Annotated in this window: 22 protein-coding genes; 15 read left to right on the forward strand and 7 right to left on the reverse strand. The window is 46.5% G+C overall.

What is annotated here, in order from left to right:
* Nucleotides 1-80: 80 nt before the first annotated feature.
* Together HU147_RS06595 and HU147_RS06600 are read right to left on the reverse strand one after the other, a co-directional pair.
* Nucleotides 81-521, reverse strand: a complete 441-nt coding sequence (locus tag HU147_RS06595) for a YtoQ family protein (protein WP_224075500.1) — start codon at nt 519-521, stop codon at nt 81-83.
* A gap of 64 nt (nt 522-585) precedes the next feature.
* Nucleotides 586-807 carry a transcriptional regulator gene (locus HU147_RS06600; RefSeq protein WP_224075501.1) on the reverse strand — a complete coding sequence of 74 codons (222 nt, stop codon included), beginning with the start codon at nt 805-807 and terminating at the stop codon, nt 586-588.
* Between the two features lie 128 nt (nt 808-935).
* Between HU147_RS06600 and HU147_RS06605 the strand changes: the two genes are divergently transcribed.
* The 7 genes from HU147_RS06605 to HU147_RS06635 all read left to right on the forward strand — a co-directional run bounded on the left by HU147_RS06605 (nt 936) and on the right by HU147_RS06635 (nt 9,704).
* On the forward strand, nt 936-2,102 hold the full coding sequence (locus HU147_RS06605; RefSeq protein ID WP_224075502.1) for an exonuclease SbcCD subunit D: 1,167 nt from the start codon (nt 936-938) through the stop codon (nt 2,100-2,102).
* Nucleotides 2,099-5,191, forward strand: a complete 3,093-nt coding sequence (locus HU147_RS06610) for an SbcC/MukB-like Walker B domain-containing protein (RefSeq protein WP_224075503.1) — start codon at nt 2,099-2,101, stop codon at nt 5,189-5,191. The genes HU147_RS06605 and HU147_RS06610 overlap by 4 nt, the downstream gene beginning before the upstream one ends.
* Nucleotides 5,192-5,285: 94 nt before the next feature.
* Nucleotides 5,286-5,939, forward strand: a complete 654-nt coding sequence (locus tag HU147_RS06615) for a hypothetical protein (RefSeq protein WP_224075504.1) — start codon at nt 5,286-5,288, stop codon at nt 5,937-5,939.
* Nucleotides 5,940-5,952: 13 nt separating this feature from the next.
* The gene (locus HU147_RS06620) at nt 5,953-6,165 is read left to right on the forward strand and encodes a hypothetical protein (protein ID WP_224075505.1); all 213 of its coding nucleotides are present in this window, start codon (nt 5,953-5,955) and stop codon (nt 6,163-6,165) included.
* Between the two features lie 536 nt (nt 6,166-6,701).
* On the forward strand, nt 6,702-7,970 hold the full coding sequence (locus HU147_RS06625) for an acetyl-CoA hydrolase/transferase family protein (RefSeq protein WP_224075506.1): 1,269 nt from the start codon (nt 6,702-6,704) through the stop codon (nt 7,968-7,970).
* Nucleotides 7,971-8,102: 132 nt separating this feature from the next.
* Nucleotides 8,103-8,507, forward strand: a complete 405-nt coding sequence (locus HU147_RS06630) for a MarR family winged helix-turn-helix transcriptional regulator (protein ID WP_224075507.1) — start codon at nt 8,103-8,105, stop codon at nt 8,505-8,507.
* A gap of 21 nt (nt 8,508-8,528) precedes the next feature.
* Nucleotides 8,529-9,704 (forward strand): MFS transporter, encoded by a 1,176-nt coding sequence (locus tag HU147_RS06635; protein WP_224075508.1) that lies wholly within the window; start codon nt 8,529-8,531, stop codon nt 9,702-9,704.
* A gap of 37 nt (nt 9,705-9,741) precedes the next feature.
* Here the strand turns inward: HU147_RS06635 and HU147_RS06640 are convergent, their stop codons facing one another.
* Together HU147_RS06640 and trhA are read right to left on the reverse strand one after the other, a co-directional pair.
* Entirely contained in the window at nt 9,742-10,521 is a 780-nt protein-coding gene (locus tag HU147_RS06640; protein ID WP_224075509.1) for a 2-keto-4-pentenoate hydratase, read from the reverse strand.
* Between the two features lie 117 nt (nt 10,522-10,638).
* On the reverse strand, nt 10,639-11,286 hold the full coding sequence (trhA, locus tag HU147_RS06645) for a PAQR family membrane homeostasis protein TrhA (protein ID WP_224075510.1): 648 nt from the start codon (nt 11,284-11,286) through the stop codon (nt 10,639-10,641).
* A gap of 139 nt (nt 11,287-11,425) precedes the next feature.
* Here trhA and HU147_RS06650 point away from each other — a divergent pair, with 139 nt between their 5' ends.
* Together HU147_RS06650 and HU147_RS06655 are read left to right on the forward strand one after the other, a co-directional pair.
* Complete coding sequence (locus HU147_RS06650; RefSeq protein ID WP_224075674.1) at nt 11,426-12,001, forward strand: DUF1836 domain-containing protein; 576 nt, start codon at nt 11,426-11,428, stop codon at nt 11,999-12,001.
* A complete protein-coding gene (locus HU147_RS06655) occupies nt 11,998-12,444 on the forward strand; it encodes a YaiI/YqxD family protein (RefSeq protein WP_224075511.1) in 447 nt (148 codons plus the stop codon). The genes HU147_RS06650 and HU147_RS06655 overlap by 4 nt, the downstream gene beginning before the upstream one ends.
* Nucleotides 12,445-12,497: 53 nt before the next feature.
* Here the strand turns inward: HU147_RS06655 and HU147_RS06660 are convergent, their stop codons facing one another.
* Entirely contained in the window at nt 12,498-13,601 is a 1,104-nt protein-coding gene (locus tag HU147_RS06660) for an S-layer homology domain-containing protein (RefSeq protein ID WP_224075512.1), read from the reverse strand.
* Between the two features lie 170 nt (nt 13,602-13,771).
* Here HU147_RS06660 and HU147_RS06665 point away from each other — a divergent pair, with 170 nt between their 5' ends.
* Entirely contained in the window at nt 13,772-14,491 is a 720-nt protein-coding gene (locus HU147_RS06665; protein WP_224075513.1) for a type 1 glutamine amidotransferase domain-containing protein, read from the forward strand.
* A gap of 12 nt (nt 14,492-14,503) precedes the next feature.
* Here the strand turns inward: HU147_RS06665 and HU147_RS19570 are convergent, their stop codons facing one another.
* A complete protein-coding gene (locus HU147_RS19570; protein WP_224075675.1) occupies nt 14,504-14,686 on the reverse strand; it encodes a DUF4996 domain-containing protein in 183 nt (60 codons plus the stop codon).
* Nucleotides 14,687-15,367 (reverse strand): glycerophosphodiester phosphodiesterase family protein, encoded by a 681-nt coding sequence (locus HU147_RS06675; RefSeq protein ID WP_224075514.1) that lies wholly within the window; start codon nt 15,365-15,367, stop codon nt 14,687-14,689.
* A 128-nt stretch (nt 15,368-15,495) separates the two neighbouring features.
* Here HU147_RS06675 and HU147_RS06680 point away from each other — a divergent pair, with 128 nt between their 5' ends.
* The 5 genes from HU147_RS06680 to HU147_RS06700 all read left to right on the forward strand — a co-directional run bounded on the left by HU147_RS06680 (nt 15,496) and on the right by HU147_RS06700 (nt 19,185).
* Nucleotides 15,496-15,978 (forward strand): general stress protein, encoded by a 483-nt coding sequence (locus HU147_RS06680; RefSeq protein WP_224075515.1) that lies wholly within the window; start codon nt 15,496-15,498, stop codon nt 15,976-15,978.
* A 69-nt stretch (nt 15,979-16,047) separates the two neighbouring features.
* Entirely contained in the window at nt 16,048-17,118 is a 1,071-nt protein-coding gene (locus HU147_RS06685) for a type III polyketide synthase (RefSeq protein WP_224075516.1), read from the forward strand.
* Entirely contained in the window at nt 17,115-17,627 is a 513-nt protein-coding gene (locus HU147_RS06690; protein ID WP_224075517.1) for an isoprenylcysteine carboxyl methyltransferase family protein, read from the forward strand. The genes HU147_RS06685 and HU147_RS06690 overlap by 4 nt, the downstream gene beginning before the upstream one ends.
* A gap of 101 nt (nt 17,628-17,728) precedes the next feature.
* Nucleotides 17,729-18,010, forward strand: a complete 282-nt coding sequence (locus tag HU147_RS06695; RefSeq protein WP_224075518.1) for a hypothetical protein — start codon at nt 17,729-17,731, stop codon at nt 18,008-18,010.
* Between the two features lie 86 nt (nt 18,011-18,096).
* On the forward strand, nt 18,097-19,185 hold the full coding sequence (locus tag HU147_RS06700; RefSeq protein ID WP_224075519.1) for an AI-2E family transporter: 1,089 nt from the start codon (nt 18,097-18,099) through the stop codon (nt 19,183-19,185).
* Nucleotides 19,186-19,229: the final 44 nt, after the last annotated feature.

Consider the following 19,229-nt stretch of genomic DNA (forward strand, 5'->3'; position numbering starts at 1 on the left):
AGCGTATTTTAACTTTAACTGAGCGTATTTTCAAAAACCCGCATAAAAACCCGGCCATCCTTGTAGATGGCCGGGTTTTATCAATCGAAAATATACGCCAATGCTTTAATCGCCTGGTCGACAGTTTCGACGGTGGCATTTGCTTTGCGCGATAGTTCTTTCAGCGGATGGTGCAGTTTCTCGGGACGGATCAGGATGACCGGTTTGCCCAATGCAAGTGCGCTGCTGGCGTCCATCGCGGTGTTCCATTGTTTGTACTGTTCGCCGAAAAGGGCGATGACAAGATCCGCTTTTTGCATCAGCACACCGGTGCGCAGATTATTGAAGCTGGAAGCGGCCGCGTCTTTAAATACGGCATTTGGCTGCTCGCCTAGAATTTCCTCTCCGATATTGTCCGAGCGTTCGTGGTCTTCCATCGGCCCGACAAAATCGACCGGCAAGTTCAGAGCCAAAGATTTTTTCTTGATCTCATCGCGCCACGTGCTATGAATTTCTCCCGCAAGATAAACAGTTAATCGCATGTACATATCCTCCTTGAACCCATTTCCTTCAGTGTATCACAACTCCGGAAAGGGCAGAGAGGCTTTAAATGATCTGGCGTTCTTTGCGTTCCACCGGAATCAATGAAAGCACATTTTCTATTTTGAATGTGCGTTTTTTGTTCCGGAGAAAGCAATATGCTTGAAACGAGTCCCCGCTCACTTTTAAAATTTTAATGCGGCGTTTGCTGATGCTGCCGTCGTTCGCCATGTACATCATGTCAATCAGCTGCTGATGTTTGAAGGCCTTAAGAATCTGTGCTTTCATCAATTTTCACTCCCTTAATAGAACGTTTGTTCTTATTATAATCCTAAAAAATGAAGAAAACAAGCAAACTGTTTTCGTGTATAATGGAACGAACATATATTCTTTTTGCCCTAGAAAGGAGCATGATCATGAAATTTTTCCATACCGCCGACTGGCATCTTGGCAAGCTGGTCCAAGGTGTTTATATGACTGAAGAACAGCGCCATGTGTTAGAACAATTTGTTGCTGCAATCGAAGAACAGCGTCCGGATGCCGTCATTATCGCAGGAGATTTGTATGACCGTGCAGTGCCGCCGACAGAAGCGGTCAATTTGCTGGACGAAGTGCTGGCGAAAATTGTGCTGGAACTCGAGACGCCGGTATTTGCTGTAGCTGGAAACCATGACAGCCCAGGGCGTTTGAATTTCGGGAGCCGGGTCATGAAAATGAACGGCATCCACATTGCTGGACACGTTCAAAAAGAACATGAACCGGTTGTCTTGACCGATGAATTTGGAGAAGTGCATATTCATTTGATTCCGTATGCCGATCCGTCCCAGGTTCGTTATGCACTGGGGAATACGGACATTCGCTCACATAACGATGCAGCAGAAGCCATCGTTGAAAACATAAAACAAACATCAAATCCGAAAGCCCGCCATATTGCCGTCGGACATGCCTTTGTGACGCCTCATGGAGAACAGCAGGAAAACACCAGTGATTCAGAGCGGCCATTGTCAATTGGCGGTGCCGAGCACGTGGAAGCTGGCCACTTTGCGGGATTCCATTACACAGCGCTCGGGCATTTGCACCAGGCGCACCATGTACTGAATGAAACAATCCGCTATTCGGGGTCGCCGCTCAAATATTCGATTTCGGAAGAGCGCCACCAAAAAGGATTTTTGATCGTTGAAATGGACGGCAGCGGAAACATCTCGGTTGAAAAACAATTGCTGACGCCGAAGCGGGATATGCGTACCGTTGAAGGTTTTATGGAAGAAATCCTGCGCCACGAAATCAATGAAGATTATGTTTTTGTGAAACTGCTCGATGAAACGCCGATTTTGTATCCGATGGAAAAAATCCGTTCGGTTTACCCGAATGCCATGCATGTCGAACGCAAAAGCTTCGGCCAGACAAGTGGCAAGAGCACGGCGGAATCGCGCCGCAACATGGATCCGATGGTGCTGTTTAATGCTTTCTACGAAGAAGTCAAAGGAGAAAAAGCGACAGAAGAAACCGAAGTGATTTTTAAAGAAGTGCTTCAGGAATTCCTGCGCGAAGAATCTGATGAGAAAGAAGGGGTAAAACAATGAAGCCCTTAAAATTGAAATTGACAGCTTTCGGACCTTACAAGCATACGGAAACCATTGATTTTGCCGATTTGAAGGGAAACCAGCTGTTCGTCATTTCGGGCAGCACAGGTTCCGGGAAAACGACGATTTTTGATGGCATCTGCTTTGCCTTGTACGGTGCTGCCAGTGGTTCGGACCGTGCGGAAACGCGCCATTTGCGAAGCGATTTTGCCGAAGATGGAACGCACACGTGCGTGGAGATGGAATTCGAAATACATAACAAAGTCTACCGGATCCTGCGCCAGATGAGCCATGTCAAAACAGGCAATAAAAGCGCGACCGGCGAACGCTATGAATTTTTCGAGAAGACAAAAGACGGGGAAGTGCCTTGTGTAGAGCGGCAAATCGTTTCGGAAATCAACCGCCGGGTAGAAGAAATCATCGGGCTGACGCAAAATCAGTTCAGCCAGATTGTCATGCTGCCCCAAGGCGAATTCCGCAAGCTCTTAACATCTGAAACCGACAATAAAGAAGAAATCCTGCGGAAAATCTTTAAAACAGAGCCGTATAAAATGATTGCAGAACGTTTAAAGCAGAAAAGGGATGCGGCAAAAGAAGCATACCAAGGTGAACAGCATGGATTGGCCAGCCATGTCGGCAATATCAAAGGGGCGTTGCCGGTACGTGATTCCGAATTATTCGAGCTATTGCAACGCGAGCATTACAATGTCCATCAAATTGTGGCGGGGCTTGAAAGCGAAACTGCTTTTTACCAGGAAAAGATGCAGCAGGACGAGCAATACTACTTGAGCCTTTATAATAAGCACGATGAAAAAATGAACGCCTTCCACGAAGCAAAAAAATGGAATGACCGTTTCAGCGACTTGGACGACAAAGTGCAGCGCCTTGAACAAGTGGAACAGCAGCTGCCGGCAATCGCTCAAAAAGAGCAGCAGCTGAAAGACGCCGAACGCGCCGGTTTCATTGAAGGCATTGAAAATGTCTACAAAGAGCTGGAAAAGGACAAAGCGGAAAAGCTTCTACTCTTGGAAAAAGCGTTAAAAGCGGAACAAGCAGCAAAAGAAAACTTGGCAAAAGCTGAATCCGCTTTTGAGGCGGAACAAAAGCGTGAAATTGAACGAGAGGAAATGCGCCAGCGAGTGATTGAGCTCCGGAAACTATTGCCGGCGGTTGAAGAATTGGATGGCAAAAAAGCCCAGTTGCGTAAGCTCCAAACTGCAGCAGCACAAGCTGAAAAAGAACTGCAGGCAATAACTGGCCAGTGGGAGACGGAGAAGGCTGCGTGCCAATTGGTGGCTGAAAAAATCGAAACGCTGGACCGGAAACTTGAAGCATTTGATGAACAGCAAGAAAAATTACAGGCGTTAAACGAACAATACCGGGTGCTGGCTGATTTGCGCGGCCTTCAGAAAAAATGGTTACGGCAGCAAGAAGCGAACGAAGAAAAAGAAAGAGCGTTCCAACAAGTTGCGAATGAGTACCGCGAACTGGAAGCTGTCTGGTTCGCGAATCAAGCTCAAGTGCTTGCGGCAGCGCTGCACGACGGCGATGCCTGCCCGGTCTGTGGCAGTGTGGATCATCCAAACAAAGCGATTGAAGCCCATCAGCCGTCTGTTTCCAAAGAGGAGCTTGACCGGTTAAAAGCTCAACTTGATGGGGTGGACAGCGAGTACCGCAATGCAGCAGCAACATGGAATGCATTGTCTGAGCAGCTGGAGCGCCAAAAGGAAGAAGCGGTCAAAATAGGGCTTGACCCGACAGAAGCGGACGCTGACTACCGGGAAATCGAAGAACAAAAAGCTGCAAAGGAGCAGCAAGTGGCTGAATTGCAAACGGACAAAAAGAATTTGCGTGCTTTGAGAGAAAAGTTCAGCACCCAGAACGCAAAAGTTAGCCAACTGGAAAACGATAAAGCAGGGCTCACTGAACAAGTGCAGCAAGCGGCATCTGCCTACGGCATAGCCAAAGCGGTTTTTGAACAGGGATTGCTGGCCATTCCGGAAGAAGTCCGGGTGTTGTCTGTGTTGAACGAAAAAATCGCCGAAGCGGAAGCCGAAAAGGGGAAACTGGAACGCCTTTGGGAAAAGATCCAGCAAGAGCTTCAACGAACAAAAGAGCAATATACGGAAGCATCGGTGAGCGTAAAACATGCAGCCGCTACAGCCGAAGAAATTGAACAGAAAAAAGATAACGCCCAACAGCAATGGAATGAAGCGCTGCAAAAATCCGAGTTTGCTTCAGAACAAGCGTATCAATTGGCGAAGCTCGCGGAACGGGAGCGCACGGCCTTGAAAGAAGCCGTTCAGGCGTTCAAGCAAAACCGCCATACCTTGACAGAACAAATCAAAGAATTGCAGGAACAACTGTCCGGGCAGGCTCCATCTGACATCGGCTTGCTGGAAACGGAACTCAGCCAATTGAAGGTGGAATACGAAGCTGCGCTGAATACCTGGAACCGGTCGCAAGATTTCCGGAAATCAAGTGAAGCGTTGATGAACAGCATCATCGCGGCATCTGAAAAAGCGATGCAGGCCGAGCAGCAATTTAACCGGATTGCGGACTTGCACGACATGATTCGGGGCCAAAACGACTTGAAGATTTCGTTCGAGCGCTATTTACAGATTGAGTATTTGGAACAGATTATCCAGTCAGCAAACGAACGGCTGAAAAACCTGTCAAATGGCCAGTTTTACTTGATGCGCAGCGACCGCCAGGAAGCCCGCGGCAAGCAAAGCGGCCTTGGCCTGGATGTATACGACGCTTACACAGGGCAAACGCGCGATGTGAAAACTTTATCCGGCGGCGAGAAATTCAATGCCTCTCTGTGCCTGGCACTGGGGATGGCTGATGTGATCCAGAGTTTCCAGGGCAATGTGGCGATCGATACGATGTTTATCGACGAAGGATTCGGGTCATTGGACGATGAATCGTTGAACAAATCAATTGATACACTGATTGACTTGCAAAAATCAGGGCGCATGATTGGCGTCATTTCCCATGTCCAAGAACTGAAAGCGGCGATACCAGCCATCCTGGAAGTGAAAAAATCAAAAGAAGGTTTCAGCCAGACAAAGTTTGTGATCAAATAATTAAAGCGGTGAGCATCTTTCCTTCTATTTGTTTAAACCGGCCCTGAATAGTGAATGATAACAACAACAGGGAATTTTCGGAAGGAAGGTGCAAATGGATACTATTCTTTATTTTGCTTTTACTGCAGCGTATATTCTGCTGTTTGTATGGGCATTTTCTAAACAGAAATCCTGGAATTTCATGTCGTTTATCTACTTCGTGCTGCTTGGCCTTATTTACGACAATGGCATGATTGCGATTGGAAAATTTATCGGCGAAGGCCCGGTGCTCGAAAACTTGAGCCTGCTGCGTTTTTGGAGCCACGCTTTCCTAACGCCGACACTGGTGCTGTTTTCGTGGGGAGCTTTAAACCATGCAGGAATTGGCTGGGTAAGGAAAAAAGCGGTTTTTGCCGCAGCCATTATTTATACCTTGGCATTGATTGCAATGGAAATTGCTTTGGAAACCTGGGGATTGGAGTTAGCGACCGAACGGCAGTATGGCGTATTGCGGTATGTATCGGCTGAGTCGTCTAGTGGGCCGCCCATTATGGTGCTGCTCGTTTCAGTAGTGTTGATCGCTGCTGGTATTCTGCTCTGGAAAAAGGTAGGCTGGAAATGGATGCTGATTGGCGCTGGCGTTATGACAATAGGCAGTGCAGTGCAGATTCCAGTGGAGAGCTCGGCTGTCACCAATGCATTTGAATTATTCCTCTTGACCACCTTGGTATGGACCAAGGTTCACCTCGAGTCAAAGGAACAAAACTAAAGGGGCCGAAATTATGAAAAAACTTAGTTTTAAAACACGTATGATTTACTTCGGAGTAATAGCGGCAATCAGTCTGGCGTTTTTTGCTCTGCAATTGTATGTCTATTTAAACAGTTCGGATGGAACCGGTTCAATGGTTCTGCTGATTTTATGGGGTCTTATGGTTGCCTTTGGGATCGCTGGAATTGTTTATAATGTGGCAAAAAAAGACCGTCATTCCAAATGACGGTCTTTACAGCTTGTTGAGAAAGATATAGAAAAATTCCTCTTAGAATATCTCCGATATTCCGCAACCCAGCTGCGCTTGCCGCGGGCGAGCGCCAAGCCTCCTCATCCGCTGCGAAAACCTTGTGCTCCTGCATCGCTGCGCTAGCTTCGTCGCAAATGATTGGGCAAAGCCCAATCATTTCTTGCGGGGTCTCGGCTGTCTCGCTTTCCCGCAGGCGTCTTCGCTGGTTGCTTCATATCGAAGGAAAGCACTGAATAAATAACATGCTTGCTCTTCCACTCTTTCTAATGAAAACAACTCTTTATTAAAAGCGTGCTTCGAATGAAGCGGCTGAAGCCGTGCCCGCGGAAAGCGTCCACTTGGAGCGAAATGGCTTAGAGAATGGAATGTTTCTCGATGGCCTAAAAAGACCGTCATTCCAAATGACGGTCTTTTTCTTAGGCAATGCAAAACGAAATCCCAGGGATTCATGGGCAAGCATAGGAAGCTGTGGTAAAGTTTAAAGAGATTTCATAATCAGGAGTGAAAATCATATGACAAAAAAGTTGAATCCTCAAGAAGTTACCGAGTTGATTGATAAAGGCGCAGACATCATTGTTCCAATCGCAAATGGCGAACCGATTCATCTGCTGGACATACTGGAAGAAAATGTGAAAAAGCTGGAAGGTGTGAAAATCCATCAATTGTTGGCTTTGCGGAGCCGCCGTTACATTCAAGGTGAATTTGAACAGCTCAAGCACGTTTCTTATTTTCTAAGCGGCGCTACGCGAAAAGTGTACCAGCAAGCAAAAATGGAGCTGATTCCGAATAATTTCCATGAAGTGCCGCGTTTGCTGAAAAAAACGACGAAAATGTCAATGATCATGACCGTGGCTTCTCCCATGGATGAACATGGCTATTTCACTTTCGGCACACAAGCGGACTACATTTCTGAATTTGTCGGGAAAGTCCCTTTTATCCTGGAAGTAAATGAACATATGCCAAGAACTTACGGGCGCAACCAAATCCATATTAGCCAAATTGCCGGCTTTGTGGAACATCATGCGCCATTAACCGAAGAGAAAGCAGCTGAACCGAGCGACAAGGATTTATTGATTGCGGCTTCGATTATCGAAGACATTCAAGACGGGGACACGCTGCAAATCGGCATTGGCTCTGTTCCGAATGCAGTCATTTCGATGCTGAAAGACCACCGCCATCTAGGCATCCATACTGAAATGCTGCCGGACGGGGTGGTGGATTTGGTTAAATCTGGTGCAGTCGATGGAACCCGTAAGTTTACGAATCCAGGAAAAATTATCACGACATTCGCGTACGGTTCAAAGAAACTATATGATTTTCTTGATAACAACCCGGTAGTCGAATTCTTGCCGGTAAGTCAGGTCAACGATCCGCGTGAAATCGCGAAAGAGAAAAACATTGTTTCCATCAATGCGACGACTGAAGTGGATTTGTTTGGCCAGTGCGCTTCCGAAACTGTAGGAGGCAAGTATTATTCCTCCAGTGGCGGACAAGTGGACTTTGCCCGCGGTGTGCGCTTTGCGGAAAATGGAAAAGGCTATATCTGCATGCAGTCCACGGCGAAAAATGAAACCATCTCCCGCATTAAAATCAACCTGACGCCTGGCTCGGTCGTGACGACAGGAAAGAATGATGTGGACAATATTGTAACCGAGTACGGCATTGCGCGTCTGCACGGGGCATCAATTTCGGAGCGTGCGAAACGCCTGATTGCGGTAGCCCATCCGAATTTCCGGGAAGAGCTACTATTTGATGCGAAAAAGAACGGCATTGTCATTTAATAAGGAACTTGAAACTGAAAACCTTTCTCCGTCCATTCGGGAAAGGTTTTTTGTTTCGTCCATTTGAGAACTTTACTTATCTATCTATTACCCATATACTTACTTAGGTAAGTAATTTCGGAGGAGACGAGTATGCAGAAATTGTTATTTCACGAAATCCATCAAAAATCCCGTTTATCTGTCAAAGAAGTTAACGATGCGCTGAAAGAATTTCATTTATACAGTTCCCAGTGGTCCATTCTTTTTTGCCTGAAGCAATTCGGCGAAATGACGCAAAAAGAGATTTGGCAGTATTTGAATGTTGAAGCGCCTACCGTGACGAGGACGTTGATGCGCTTGGAACATAGCGACTGGATTGTCCGCAAAGAAGGAGAAGACAAGCGGGAACGCCTTGTCCAATTATCGGAGCGCGCAAAGGCGATGGTGCCGCAGATTGAAAAACGGATTCAGGAAGTGGAAAAAGGCCTTCTGTCTCCTTTATCGGAAGCAGAGCAAGAGCAGCTGATCGAGCTGCTTAAAAAAATTGGCAATAACTGAACGAAGAAAAGGATGTAACGAATGACTGAAAAAAGACCGATTTGGACAAAGAGCTTTATCAATATTTCAATAAGTACGTTTTTTATTTTTGTTGTTTTTTATGCCTTGCTGACGTATATACCGATTTACGTTATGAGTGATTTGGGAGGAACTGCGACACAAGGCGGATTAGCCGTTTCGGCTTTCCTGGTTTCCGCTATTATAATGCGCTTTTTTGCGGGGCTGATTCTGGAGAAGTACGGCAAAAGAAATGTACTGGTTTTAAGCATTCTGATGTTTGCTGTCAGCACCATTTTGTATATTTTTGTAGGGAACTTTACCGTTTTGCTGTTTCTTCGTTTTTTCCATGGCATCTGGTTTAGTTTGATGACCACGGTGGGCGGAGCGATTGCGGCGGATCTCATTCCGCCGGAACGCCGCGGAGAAGGGCTGGGCTATTACGGGATAGCGATGAACCTGGCAATTGTAGGAGGGCCTTTTATCGCTTTGACGTTATTGCCATATGTAACGGCGCAAAGCATCTTTTCCATTTTTGCGGTGATCATGGTCATCGGCTTCTTATGCGCTTTGTCGGTTAAACTTGACGAATTGCCGGCGGCGCCAAAAGAAGCGAAGCGCAAACTGGTCTTTAGCGACTTCGTGGAGAAAAAAGCGGTGCCTATCGGCAGTGTGGCTTTCTTCGTTTCGTTTGCTTATGCCAGCATTATTTCGTTCATCTCGGTATATGCTGAATCGCTCGGCTTGATCAAAACCGCAAGCTTCTTCTTTATTGTTTATGCTATAGCGATGCTGCTCGTCAGACCCTTCAGCGGCCGCATTTTTGATTCTATCGGGCCGAATGTGGTGATTATCCCTTCACTCATCATTTTTGCCATTGGGCTGTTTTCGCTCAGCCAAACCGACTCCGCCTGGATGCTGTTGTTTTCAGGTGCGTTGGTCGGTGTCGGCTATGGCACGTTGCTGCCGAGCTTTCAGACACTGGCGATCCAGGCGGCGGACAAACACCGGAGCGGGCACGCAACCGGTACATTTTTCGCTTTATATGATACGGGCATTGCGATTGGCTCTGTATCGCTCGGAATCATTGCCGCCGCTTTCGGTTACTCGAATTTGTATTTGATCCTGGCTGCTTTTATTCTATGCGCTGTCTTGTATTATGTATGGGTCATGAAAAAACAAGCAACAGCAACCAATTAAAAACAGGCGTCCCGCGTATAAGGGACGCCTGTTTTTGTTATTCAACGTTTAATGCAACTTCGCCGATTCCTTCAAAGCGGGCTGTGTAAACGCCTTTTTCCAGTTTTTTAGGGAGGATGAATGTACCGGATGAAACGGCCATGCCTTTTTCAAGCTTCAGTCCGTGCGCTGCCAATTCGGCGATCAGCCATTTCACTGCATGAACAGGGTGACCCAGAACCGCTGAAGAAGTATCAGCAGCGATTTCATCTTCATTAAAGAACAAGCTTCCTTTTATGCCGTCCAGTTGTTCATACGTCAATCCTTCGACAGGCTCTCCGGCAACGATTTTTCCGGCGACGGCACTGTCGGCCACCACTTGTCCTAAACTGATTTTGGGAAACCAGTCTTCAAACCGGGAGTCCGGCACTTCAATTCCCGGGGCGATTGCTGTCTTCTCAAGAATCGCTTGGATATCGTCTTCTATAGACAACTCTTCTTTGACAATAAAAATCAATTCGATTTCAATCAAAGGCGAGGACATGGTCTCCAGAAGGATGGTCCCGCTGTTTAACGCAGGCGCTGTCAACGCGCCGTATAAAGGGGTATCGGAATGAAATAGCTCCTGTGTTTCGAGGCTGGTTAAACTGATTTTATAGCCGGCCAGTGGTTCTTTTGCTTCGGTTGCTTTTTTATTCGTTAAGGCATGCTGGATACGGTAGGCATCATTTTTTTCTAAAGAAGCAGGGATAAGGTCTTTTGCAATCGGCTGTTTCCCTATGTATGCATCGTACAAAATATCGGCCATTTTCTGGTTATCCAAATCGATTTGCTCCATTATCAACAACTCCGTTCGAATCTTTTAAATAATCTTAACATTATAATTGCTATTTTGGAATAAGACTTTCTTGCAAAAAAAACGTTTTCCTTTTTAAAGGAAAACGGTTTTTTAAACTTAAAGAACATAATAGAAAACGGACAGGAAATGGCATAGGCTGCCGGCTAAAATGAAAAGGTGAAAAATTTCATGGAAGCCTAAGTGTTTGGAAGAAAGAAAGTTTGGTTTCAATCCGTAAATGATGCCGCCAATTGTGTAAAGAATCCCTCCGGCAATCAATAGAAGCAGGCCTTCTATAGGCAAGCTGTCCGCCAGCGGCACTACGGCGAAAATGATGATCCAGCCCATTGCAATGTAAAGGGCAGTGGAGAGCCAGCGCGGCGAATGGAACCACACCATTTTAAACAGAATACCGGCAATGCCAATGGCAGCTACAAAACCGAACAACGACCAGCCGAGCGGACCGTCGAGTGCAATCAGGCAAAAAGGTGCATAAGAACCGGCGATCAAAGCAAAAATCATCGAATGGTCCAGTTTTCTTAAAAAAGCGATCAATCGCGGATTGGCGATAGCTGTATGATAAATGGTAGAAGCGAGATACAAACAAATTAAGCTGACGCCAAAAATGATGACCGCTGCAAGATGCAGCGCCGGAGCATCGACGTAAGCGGCTTTAATGACCATGGTCAGCAGAGCGGCAAAAGAAAGAACAGCTCCTGCTAAATGGGAAAGGGCATTAAAGGGTTCTCTTATGTAACGATTCATATTTATACGCACCTTTCGATATGTAGTTATTGAAACTACTTGTAATGATACTCCTGTTATTTTTATTGGTCAAGCTTGGAGGATTGAAAATAGTAAGGTAAAATTAACAGCATCAAATAATGTATTGAAGGTGAACGAAATGGAAAACATGGACCGCCTTATTGAGAATTTGGGAGTAAAAAGCGGCGTTTTGCTGGAAGATATTCCGAAAATCGATTTGTATATCGATCAAGTCATCCAATTGTTCGAAACGAGCTTTGCTGATGCCAAAAGAAATGAAGAAGAAAAAATCCTGACAAAGACGATGATCAACAATTATGCCAAAGGAAAGCTCTTTTATCCGGTACACAATAAAAAATACACGCGCAACCACATTATGCTCATCAGCCTGATTTACCAGATGAAAAGTGCTTTATCCATCAATGACGTCAAACAAGTGTTGGACGGCCTCAACGAGAGAGCCCTGCAGCAAGGGTTGAATTTGGAAAGCTTCTATGAAAGCTACTTGGAACTTCAGCAAGGAAATATCGGCAGCTTTGCCGCAGAGTTAAACGAACAAGCGGGGCGGGTATCCCAGCAAGCGGCAGGAATGGAAGATGCAGAAGAGCTGGAACAGGTATTACTCATTGCCTCATTGGTGCATACCAGCAATCTTTACAGAAGAGCTGCGGAAAAACTGGTGGATGACATGAAAGAGCGGGGGAAGGCGAAATGACAAAAGTGTTGATAGATGCAGACGGCTGTCCCGTCGTCGATCTGACGATTTCCATTGCCAAGCAATTTCAGCTTCCGGTCCTGCTCTTATGCGATACAGCCCATAATATGCAGCGGCCAGGCGCGGAAACCATCATTGTTTCAAAAGGAGCAGACGCAGTTGATTTTGTCCTGGTTAACCGGGTCGATAAGGGAGACGTGGTCGTTACGCAGGATTATGGCTTAGCGGCGATGGTGCTTGCGAAAAGAGGATATCCAATCGACCAGAATGGCCGTGTTTATTCCGAGCAGAACATCGACCAGCTCCTTTACAGCCGCCATATTGCCAAAAAGGTGCGCGATGGAGGCGGCCGCATGAAGGGGCCGAAAAAGCGCAAGCCCGAAGACAATGAAAAGTTTCAAGAAAGCCTGCTTGGGCTGCTCCGAGAAATAACCACTTCCTGACACAATAAAAAGCGGAACCGGCAAGCTTGCCGGTTCCGCTTTTCAATTGTCCGTTAAATGGTCCAGCGGTTATTGACCAATGCAACCAAAATCCATTTGCCGCTGCTGTTTTTCTCGAAGACCATGTTGAGGTTTTGCCAATCCATGCCGTCGTATTGCTCGGTTCCAGGGTGATAGAACTCCACAATCGTAGCATTTGGGAAACGTTCCTTGATCTGCTCGTGTGTCATTGGCTGTTCGGTACGGCCATACCGTTCTTTCTCATTGTAGGTGGCATCCATCAGGTACTCGCTGTAGTACTGGGCAGGAGTCAGCTTGATCGGGAAGCCGCTGCCATCCTGATAGCCCCATTGATAAACTCGGCTGTTCTGCATAAAGCCGGGCACTTGGGCTTTTGTAAAAGTGACGCCGCCATTGTCCAGGCAACCGCCGCTATAAGGGCAGAACGTCAAGCCTTTTTGCGTGCCTACATAGGAAGAAACTGCTGCAAAATCTTTCGCTTTCAAGTCGGCCAGGATGTCATTGGCCGTTTCCAGGAGAGCCTGTTTGTCAGGAATGAAAGAAGGTTCAATGGCCCGTGCCAAAAATACGGCGAAATGGACGCGGCTGACATTGGTGTCCGGACGGAACGTATTATCCGTATAGCCTCTCGCCACTCCTTGATAGGCAAGCCGGGAGATAGCTTCATAGGCGAAGTGATTCGGGCCAACATCGGAAAACTTTGCGTTTGGCGCATTCGGAAAATCAAAAGCGCGGTCGAGCATAACGGCCGTTTGGGCACGGGTCACTTTCCAGTCCGGACGGAAATAGTTTCCGGGGAATCCATTGACGATTCCAGCTTCCGCACCAGAAGCAATATAGCCTGATGCAAAGGAACCGGCGCTTACATCTTTAAATGGAGTTGCCCGTTTGGTTCCGTCAAGTTCAAGTGCACGCCCGATCATGGTGATGGCTTCTGCACGGGTTACTGAGGCATTTGGACGGAATGTGCCGTCCGGATAACCGGAAACAATTCCTTGTTCATGCAAGTAGATCACTTCAAAAGCAAACGGGTCAGTTGCAAAAAAATCATCGAATGTGACAACGGCTTTGGCAGGAGCAGAAAACGCACTGAATAGAAGGAAGAACGCCGCTGCTAGAAACAGAATTTTTCTCATGATTCCACCTCCCTAATTAAGTCGATTTTACCACAAAATATAGCGGAAATAAACAAAAAGACTGTATTTTCTGACAAATATAATTTAAACTTACTATGCTGCTTGATGAATAATTCCGGAGAGCAGGGGAATACTAAACTAAAGACTTTACGAGTTGAAAGGAGACTGTTATGGATAAGATTCTGATCGTCGTAACCAATTATTCAGCCCTTGGAGAAAGAGGAAAGAAAACCGGGCTTTGGCTGAGGGAGCTGACGGATTTTTACCATGAAGTCAGAGAACTTTTTGACGTCGATATCATTAGTACCGCCCCGAAGCGGGTGCCCTTGGATCCGAGGAGCTTGCTTGAAGTGCTGACTAACAAAAAGACGCGGGCATACTATATGAATGATGAACTGATGGACCGCATCAAAAATCCGCTAACCCCTGAAGAGGTGGATGGCCATGACTATGTAGCCATTTATTTTGCCGGCGGGCACGGCACCATGTACGATTTCCCGGGAAATATCCGCCTGCAAGAGCTGACCAAAACCATCTATGAAAAAGGCGGAATCGTTTCAGCCGTTTGCCACGGTCCGTGCGGGTTATTGAATGTCCGGCTGTCTGATGGCCGGTACCTGTTGTCGGGCCATGTCGTCACCGGTTTTTCCAATCAGGAAGAAAAGCTGATGGGCATGTTCAAAGACATTCCTTATTCGCTGGAAGAAAGCATGAGGGAAAGAGGGACTTTGTTCAAGCAGGCGGCATTGCCGTTCACTTCCTGTGTCATTTTATCCGGACGCCTCATTACCGGGCAGAACCCGGCTTCGGCCAAAGATGTCGCATTAAAAGTGATAGAACAGTGCCGGGAATTTGGGAACCGTGAATATGATTACGAGATGGAAGCTTAATTAGCTTCCATCTCATTTTCGCTGCTGTGCGTATTGCAAAGCTTCCACGGCATGATCGGTTTGGAGAATGTTGAATCCCCTGTCCAATAGCCAGCCCCATCCTTTATCCGGATCAGTTTTGGACAGCGAATCAAAGTGGCCTGCATTTTCAGCGCCATCCAGGGAATTGCCCCATATATTCGTACGGTTTCTCAGTTAATCAAAGACAGCCTTTGAGATGACTTGATCCTGTTCACTGTGAAAAAGAAGTTCAACAGCAATAGGGGAAATCTGATCCAGCAGTTCATCAAGCTGAGCCAAATTTTTGTCCTGAAGTTTATGCATATAATGCATTGCTTTCTTTTTGGAATGAAGAAATTCCAGTACTTTTTCAACGGGTTCTCCGCTTTTAAGCAAAACGTGGTCAAATGAATCGGTTTCATCCAAAATTTCATAAAGTTGTTCACGGTACAGCCAAGCTTTATCGGCGTTAATCACAGCCTTCCCTTTTACTAGAGCAAGCACTTCCCGGAAAGTCGGCACTTTTTCAGAAGTGAGCGGTGCTTGGCTCCCGCCCTTGCCCTCTTTTAGGAACAACGAATGAATGTCGGATAAAGAAAGGTCGGAAATCTGCCCTTTTCCATTCGTGGTCCGGTCGACAGTAGCATCATGCATCACAATCAAATGGCCGTCTTTTGTTTTTTGGAGATCCAATTCAATGAAGTAAATGTGAAGAGCCAGACATTCTTTGACAGCGGCCATGGAATTCTCAGGAGCTTTTCCCCAAAGGCCGCGATGTGCAGCGACGAAAAAAGGATGCTTTTTTTGTTGAAAAGCTTTAAAAAAATCAGTGAAATTGTCGAATTCCAAAGATGTTCTTTTTTGTTTTTCCTTCATTCACAATCTCTCCTGTCGGTAAGCGCAGATAGGATATTTTCTATTACCCGCATACTGCGGCGTTTAATCCAGTACGTGAAAGGGTAATTTCAACTAAATTACTGCTTTAATAAGAAGGAGTTTTGATAATGGCCCAAAGATCGGTGACAGGTTATTACGACAGTGAACAAGAAGCGATTGAAGCAATCGAAGAGTTGAAACTGCAGGGCTACCGGCAAGAAGATATTTCCGTCATCAGTAAAAATAAAGGCGAAACAGAAACGGTCACAGAAGAAACCGGGACTCATGCGAGCGAAGGCGCAACAGCCGGTTTAGTGACGGGCGGCGCTTTAGGAGGATTAGGCGGCGTGATTGTCGGACTCGGGGCGCTGGCGATTCCGGGAATCGGGCCAATTGTTGCCGCAGGACCCATCGCAGCTGGAATTACAGGAGCAGCTGCAGGAGCGGGGCTCGGCGGGCTCGCGGGTGCTTTGATTGGAATGGGAATTCCGGAAGAAGAAGCGCAAGAATACGAAACCCATTTTAACAAAGGGAAAATACTCGTGCTGCTGGAAGACAACAATGACCGGGACAAAGACTCGCCGGGACGGGCGAACAGAAGTGTTCTATAAAGTACAGCAGTTAAGCCATCCTCAGAAAGGGTGGTTTTTTTGGAGAAACTCAAAAAAGGGGGAAAAGGCATGTCGTTTATCCGCAAAGTGGTAACTGAGAACGCACCTTATCATGTTGATCAAAAAGAAATTGTGGGCGTCGTGGAAAATTTATTCGGAGAGCATTATGACGACATTGAGAGGTTGCTTCGGGTATTTGGCAACGGCCAAATTGAAGGGCGCTATTTTGCGGCTCCTCTGGAATGGTTTGAACGGGAGCGAGGCCTGGAAGAAAAAAATCAGCTGTATATTGAAGAAGCCGTGCGTATGGGAAGCAATGCGGTCAAGCGCTGTCTGGAAGAGGCGGGAGTGGAAAAAGAAGAAATCGATGCTTTTGTTTTTGTCTCGAGTTCGGGCATGTCCACACCGACGATTGATGCCCGGATCATGAACGAACTGCGAATGCCTGTACATATTAAACGCATGCCGTTATGGGGGCTTGGCTGCGCAGGAGGGGCTTCCGGCATTAGCCGTGCACATGACTATTGCATGGCTTACCCGGATGCCAAAGTGATCGTCTTGTGCCTTGAGCTGTGCAGTTTGACCTTTCAGCGTTCCGACACGTCGAAAAGCAATTTGATTGGCACTTCCTTGTTCGCCGACGGGGCAGCGTGTGCTTTGGTGACCGGACGGGACGACCGGACAAAAGGAAGCGGGTTCTTTATTCGGGACACCCAGTCGACATTGATGCAGGATTCAGAAGACGTCATGGGCTGGGACGTAAAAGACGAAGGGCTGCATGTTGTGTTTTCGCGGGACATACCGAAAATCATCGAGAGCTGGCTCAAACCAAACGTCGATCTGTTTTTGGATAAAATCGGGAAAACCTCAGCAGACATTATGCATTTTGTGGCTCATCCCGGTGGCAAGAAAGTGCTGACCGCTTATGAAAAGTCCCTTGGCATCAACAAGGAGAAAACAAGTATATCAAGGGGCGTCCTCGCGCAGTATGGGAATATGTCTTCGCCGACCGTTTTATTCGTCTTGAAAGAATTCATGGAGAAAAAACCGGAGAGAGGGGAAGAAGGGCTGTTGACCGCACTTGGCCCTGGCTTTAGTTCTGAAATGCTTTGGCTTGAATGGGGGGAAGCGGGCGCATGACATTTTTTTATCTATTGGTCGGCTTTGTCATCATTCAGCGGCTGCTTGAAGTTCTGTACGCCAAGTCCAATGAACGAAGAATGAAAAGCCAAGGGGCGATTGAAGCCGGTGCGGAGCATTACAAATGGATTGTTCTGCTGCACATGCTGTTTTTTGTTTCTCTCACAGCCGAAGTGCTGTTCAAGCAGCAAGGCCTCGGACCGGCATGGACTGTTTTTTTGGCTATTTTCATCATTGCCCAAATTCTCCGGGTCTGGGCTTTGGCTTCACTCGGGCAGTTCTGGAATACCAAAATCATCGTACTTCCGGGTGCCCCAAAAGTGAGTAGAGGACCTTATCGCTGGCTGCCTCATCCGAATTATATTGTGGTGGCGCTGGAAATTGCTGCACTGCCGCTCGTATTTGGCGCCTGGCGGACTGCCCTGTTTTTTACCGTAGCGAATGCTTTGTTATTGCTGCTCGTCCGGATTCCTGCTGAAGAAACGGCTCTGCAGGAATTAAAAGAATAGGGCCAAGCTGAAAAATCTTTTAACTTTGTAGTTAAAAAGATGTTTATAGGGTATACAAAACAATAGACGTATCTATCATGTTTTTATTTGGAGGGATTTTGATGAAAAAATCGACAATGAATACGGTAATAGGAAGTGCACTGGCAGCTGCAGCAGGAGTTTTCGTTTACCGCGCATACCAGGAAAAGAATACAGTGAAAATTGCTGAAGACACGGATATGAGAAACAGCTTGGAAGTGGATCAGCGCGAAAGCGTGGAAGCGGACGTAGATCCAGCTGAAAAAGGGCTGACTCAATTGGATTCGGCATACCGCGATGAATGGCAGGCCAATGCCTTCCCGCAAACTCATAGAGAAATGAAAGAACTAGAAGAAGACAAATAAAACACGTAAAAAGAGCGGAAGCTGGAACAATGCGGCTTTCGCTCTTTTACTGTGTTTTTTCGTTTTCTGGAGAGAGGAATGGGAAGATGTGGATTAAGAAACCGTTTTTCGAGTATGCAACTGCCATACTCCTGATTGTGATTATTCTCTTTTTTATCGGCAAAATCGATTATGCTTTTTGGCCTTTTAAAATTATTATTGCGACTGTATTTGCTCCGATATTGATTGCCGGACTTCTATATTATCTGATTCGCCCTTTTCTTCAGGTATTGCTGCGTTATATGCCGAAAGTGGGAGGAATCGCCGTCGTCTTTTTTGTCTTCTTTGCAGCGCTGTCTGCATTAATCTATTATTTCGGCCCCACAATCAAAGAACAGGTGGCAAGCCTGACAGAACTGGCGCCACAAACAGTCGAGCAAGTAACAGCTGAGTCCGAAGCGAAAATGAATGGCTTTGAAGTTGCCGGGGTGAGCGGATATGAGATAAAAAATCGAGTGCTTATTTATATGGAGGACGCCTCCAAAAACTTGATGGACAATGTCATGACGATTTTGGGTACTTTAATGAACGTTGCAGTTGTTCTGATTGTCGTACCGTTCATCTTGTTCTTTTTATTAAAAGATGATCATAAATTGATTCCGTCGTTGATGAAATACGTGTCCGAAGAACACAAGCCGGAAGGCAGAAAATTATTGAAAGATGTAGACGAAACTTTATCGAATTATATTGTGGGGCAGGCGATTGTGGCGGTTGTGGTCGGGTTCTTAATGTTTATCGGCTATAGCATCATCGGCTTGGATTATGCCCTGTTGCTGGCTGTTTTTGCCATGTTCCTAATTATTGTTCCGTTTTTAGGGCCGCTCATTGGCGTCATTCCGGCTATTTTTGTCGCTTTGATGAGCGGAGAACCTTTTATGGCTGTCAAGGTGCTGGCCGTATTGTTGATTGTCCAGCAGCTTGAAGGCAATTTAGTGACTCCGAATATTATGGGAAGCCGTTTAAATATCCATCCGCTGACCATTATTTTCTTGCTGTTGATTGCTGCAGCTCTTTATGGGTTTGTCGGCATCCTGATTGCTATTCCGCTTTATGCTGTTTTAAAAACGGTGGTCCACAATTTCCGTTTGTTTATCCGGCTGCGCAAAAAAAGAGAAGTGGCAAGCAGGGGGTATTAAGGCTCATTGGATTGAAGATTCAATGAGTTTATTTTCTTAAGAAG

It is taken from the genome of Planococcus chinensis, from assembly GCF_020071995.1.
Lineage (GTDB): Bacteria > Bacillota > Bacilli > Bacillales_A > Planococcaceae > Planococcus > Planococcus chinensis_A.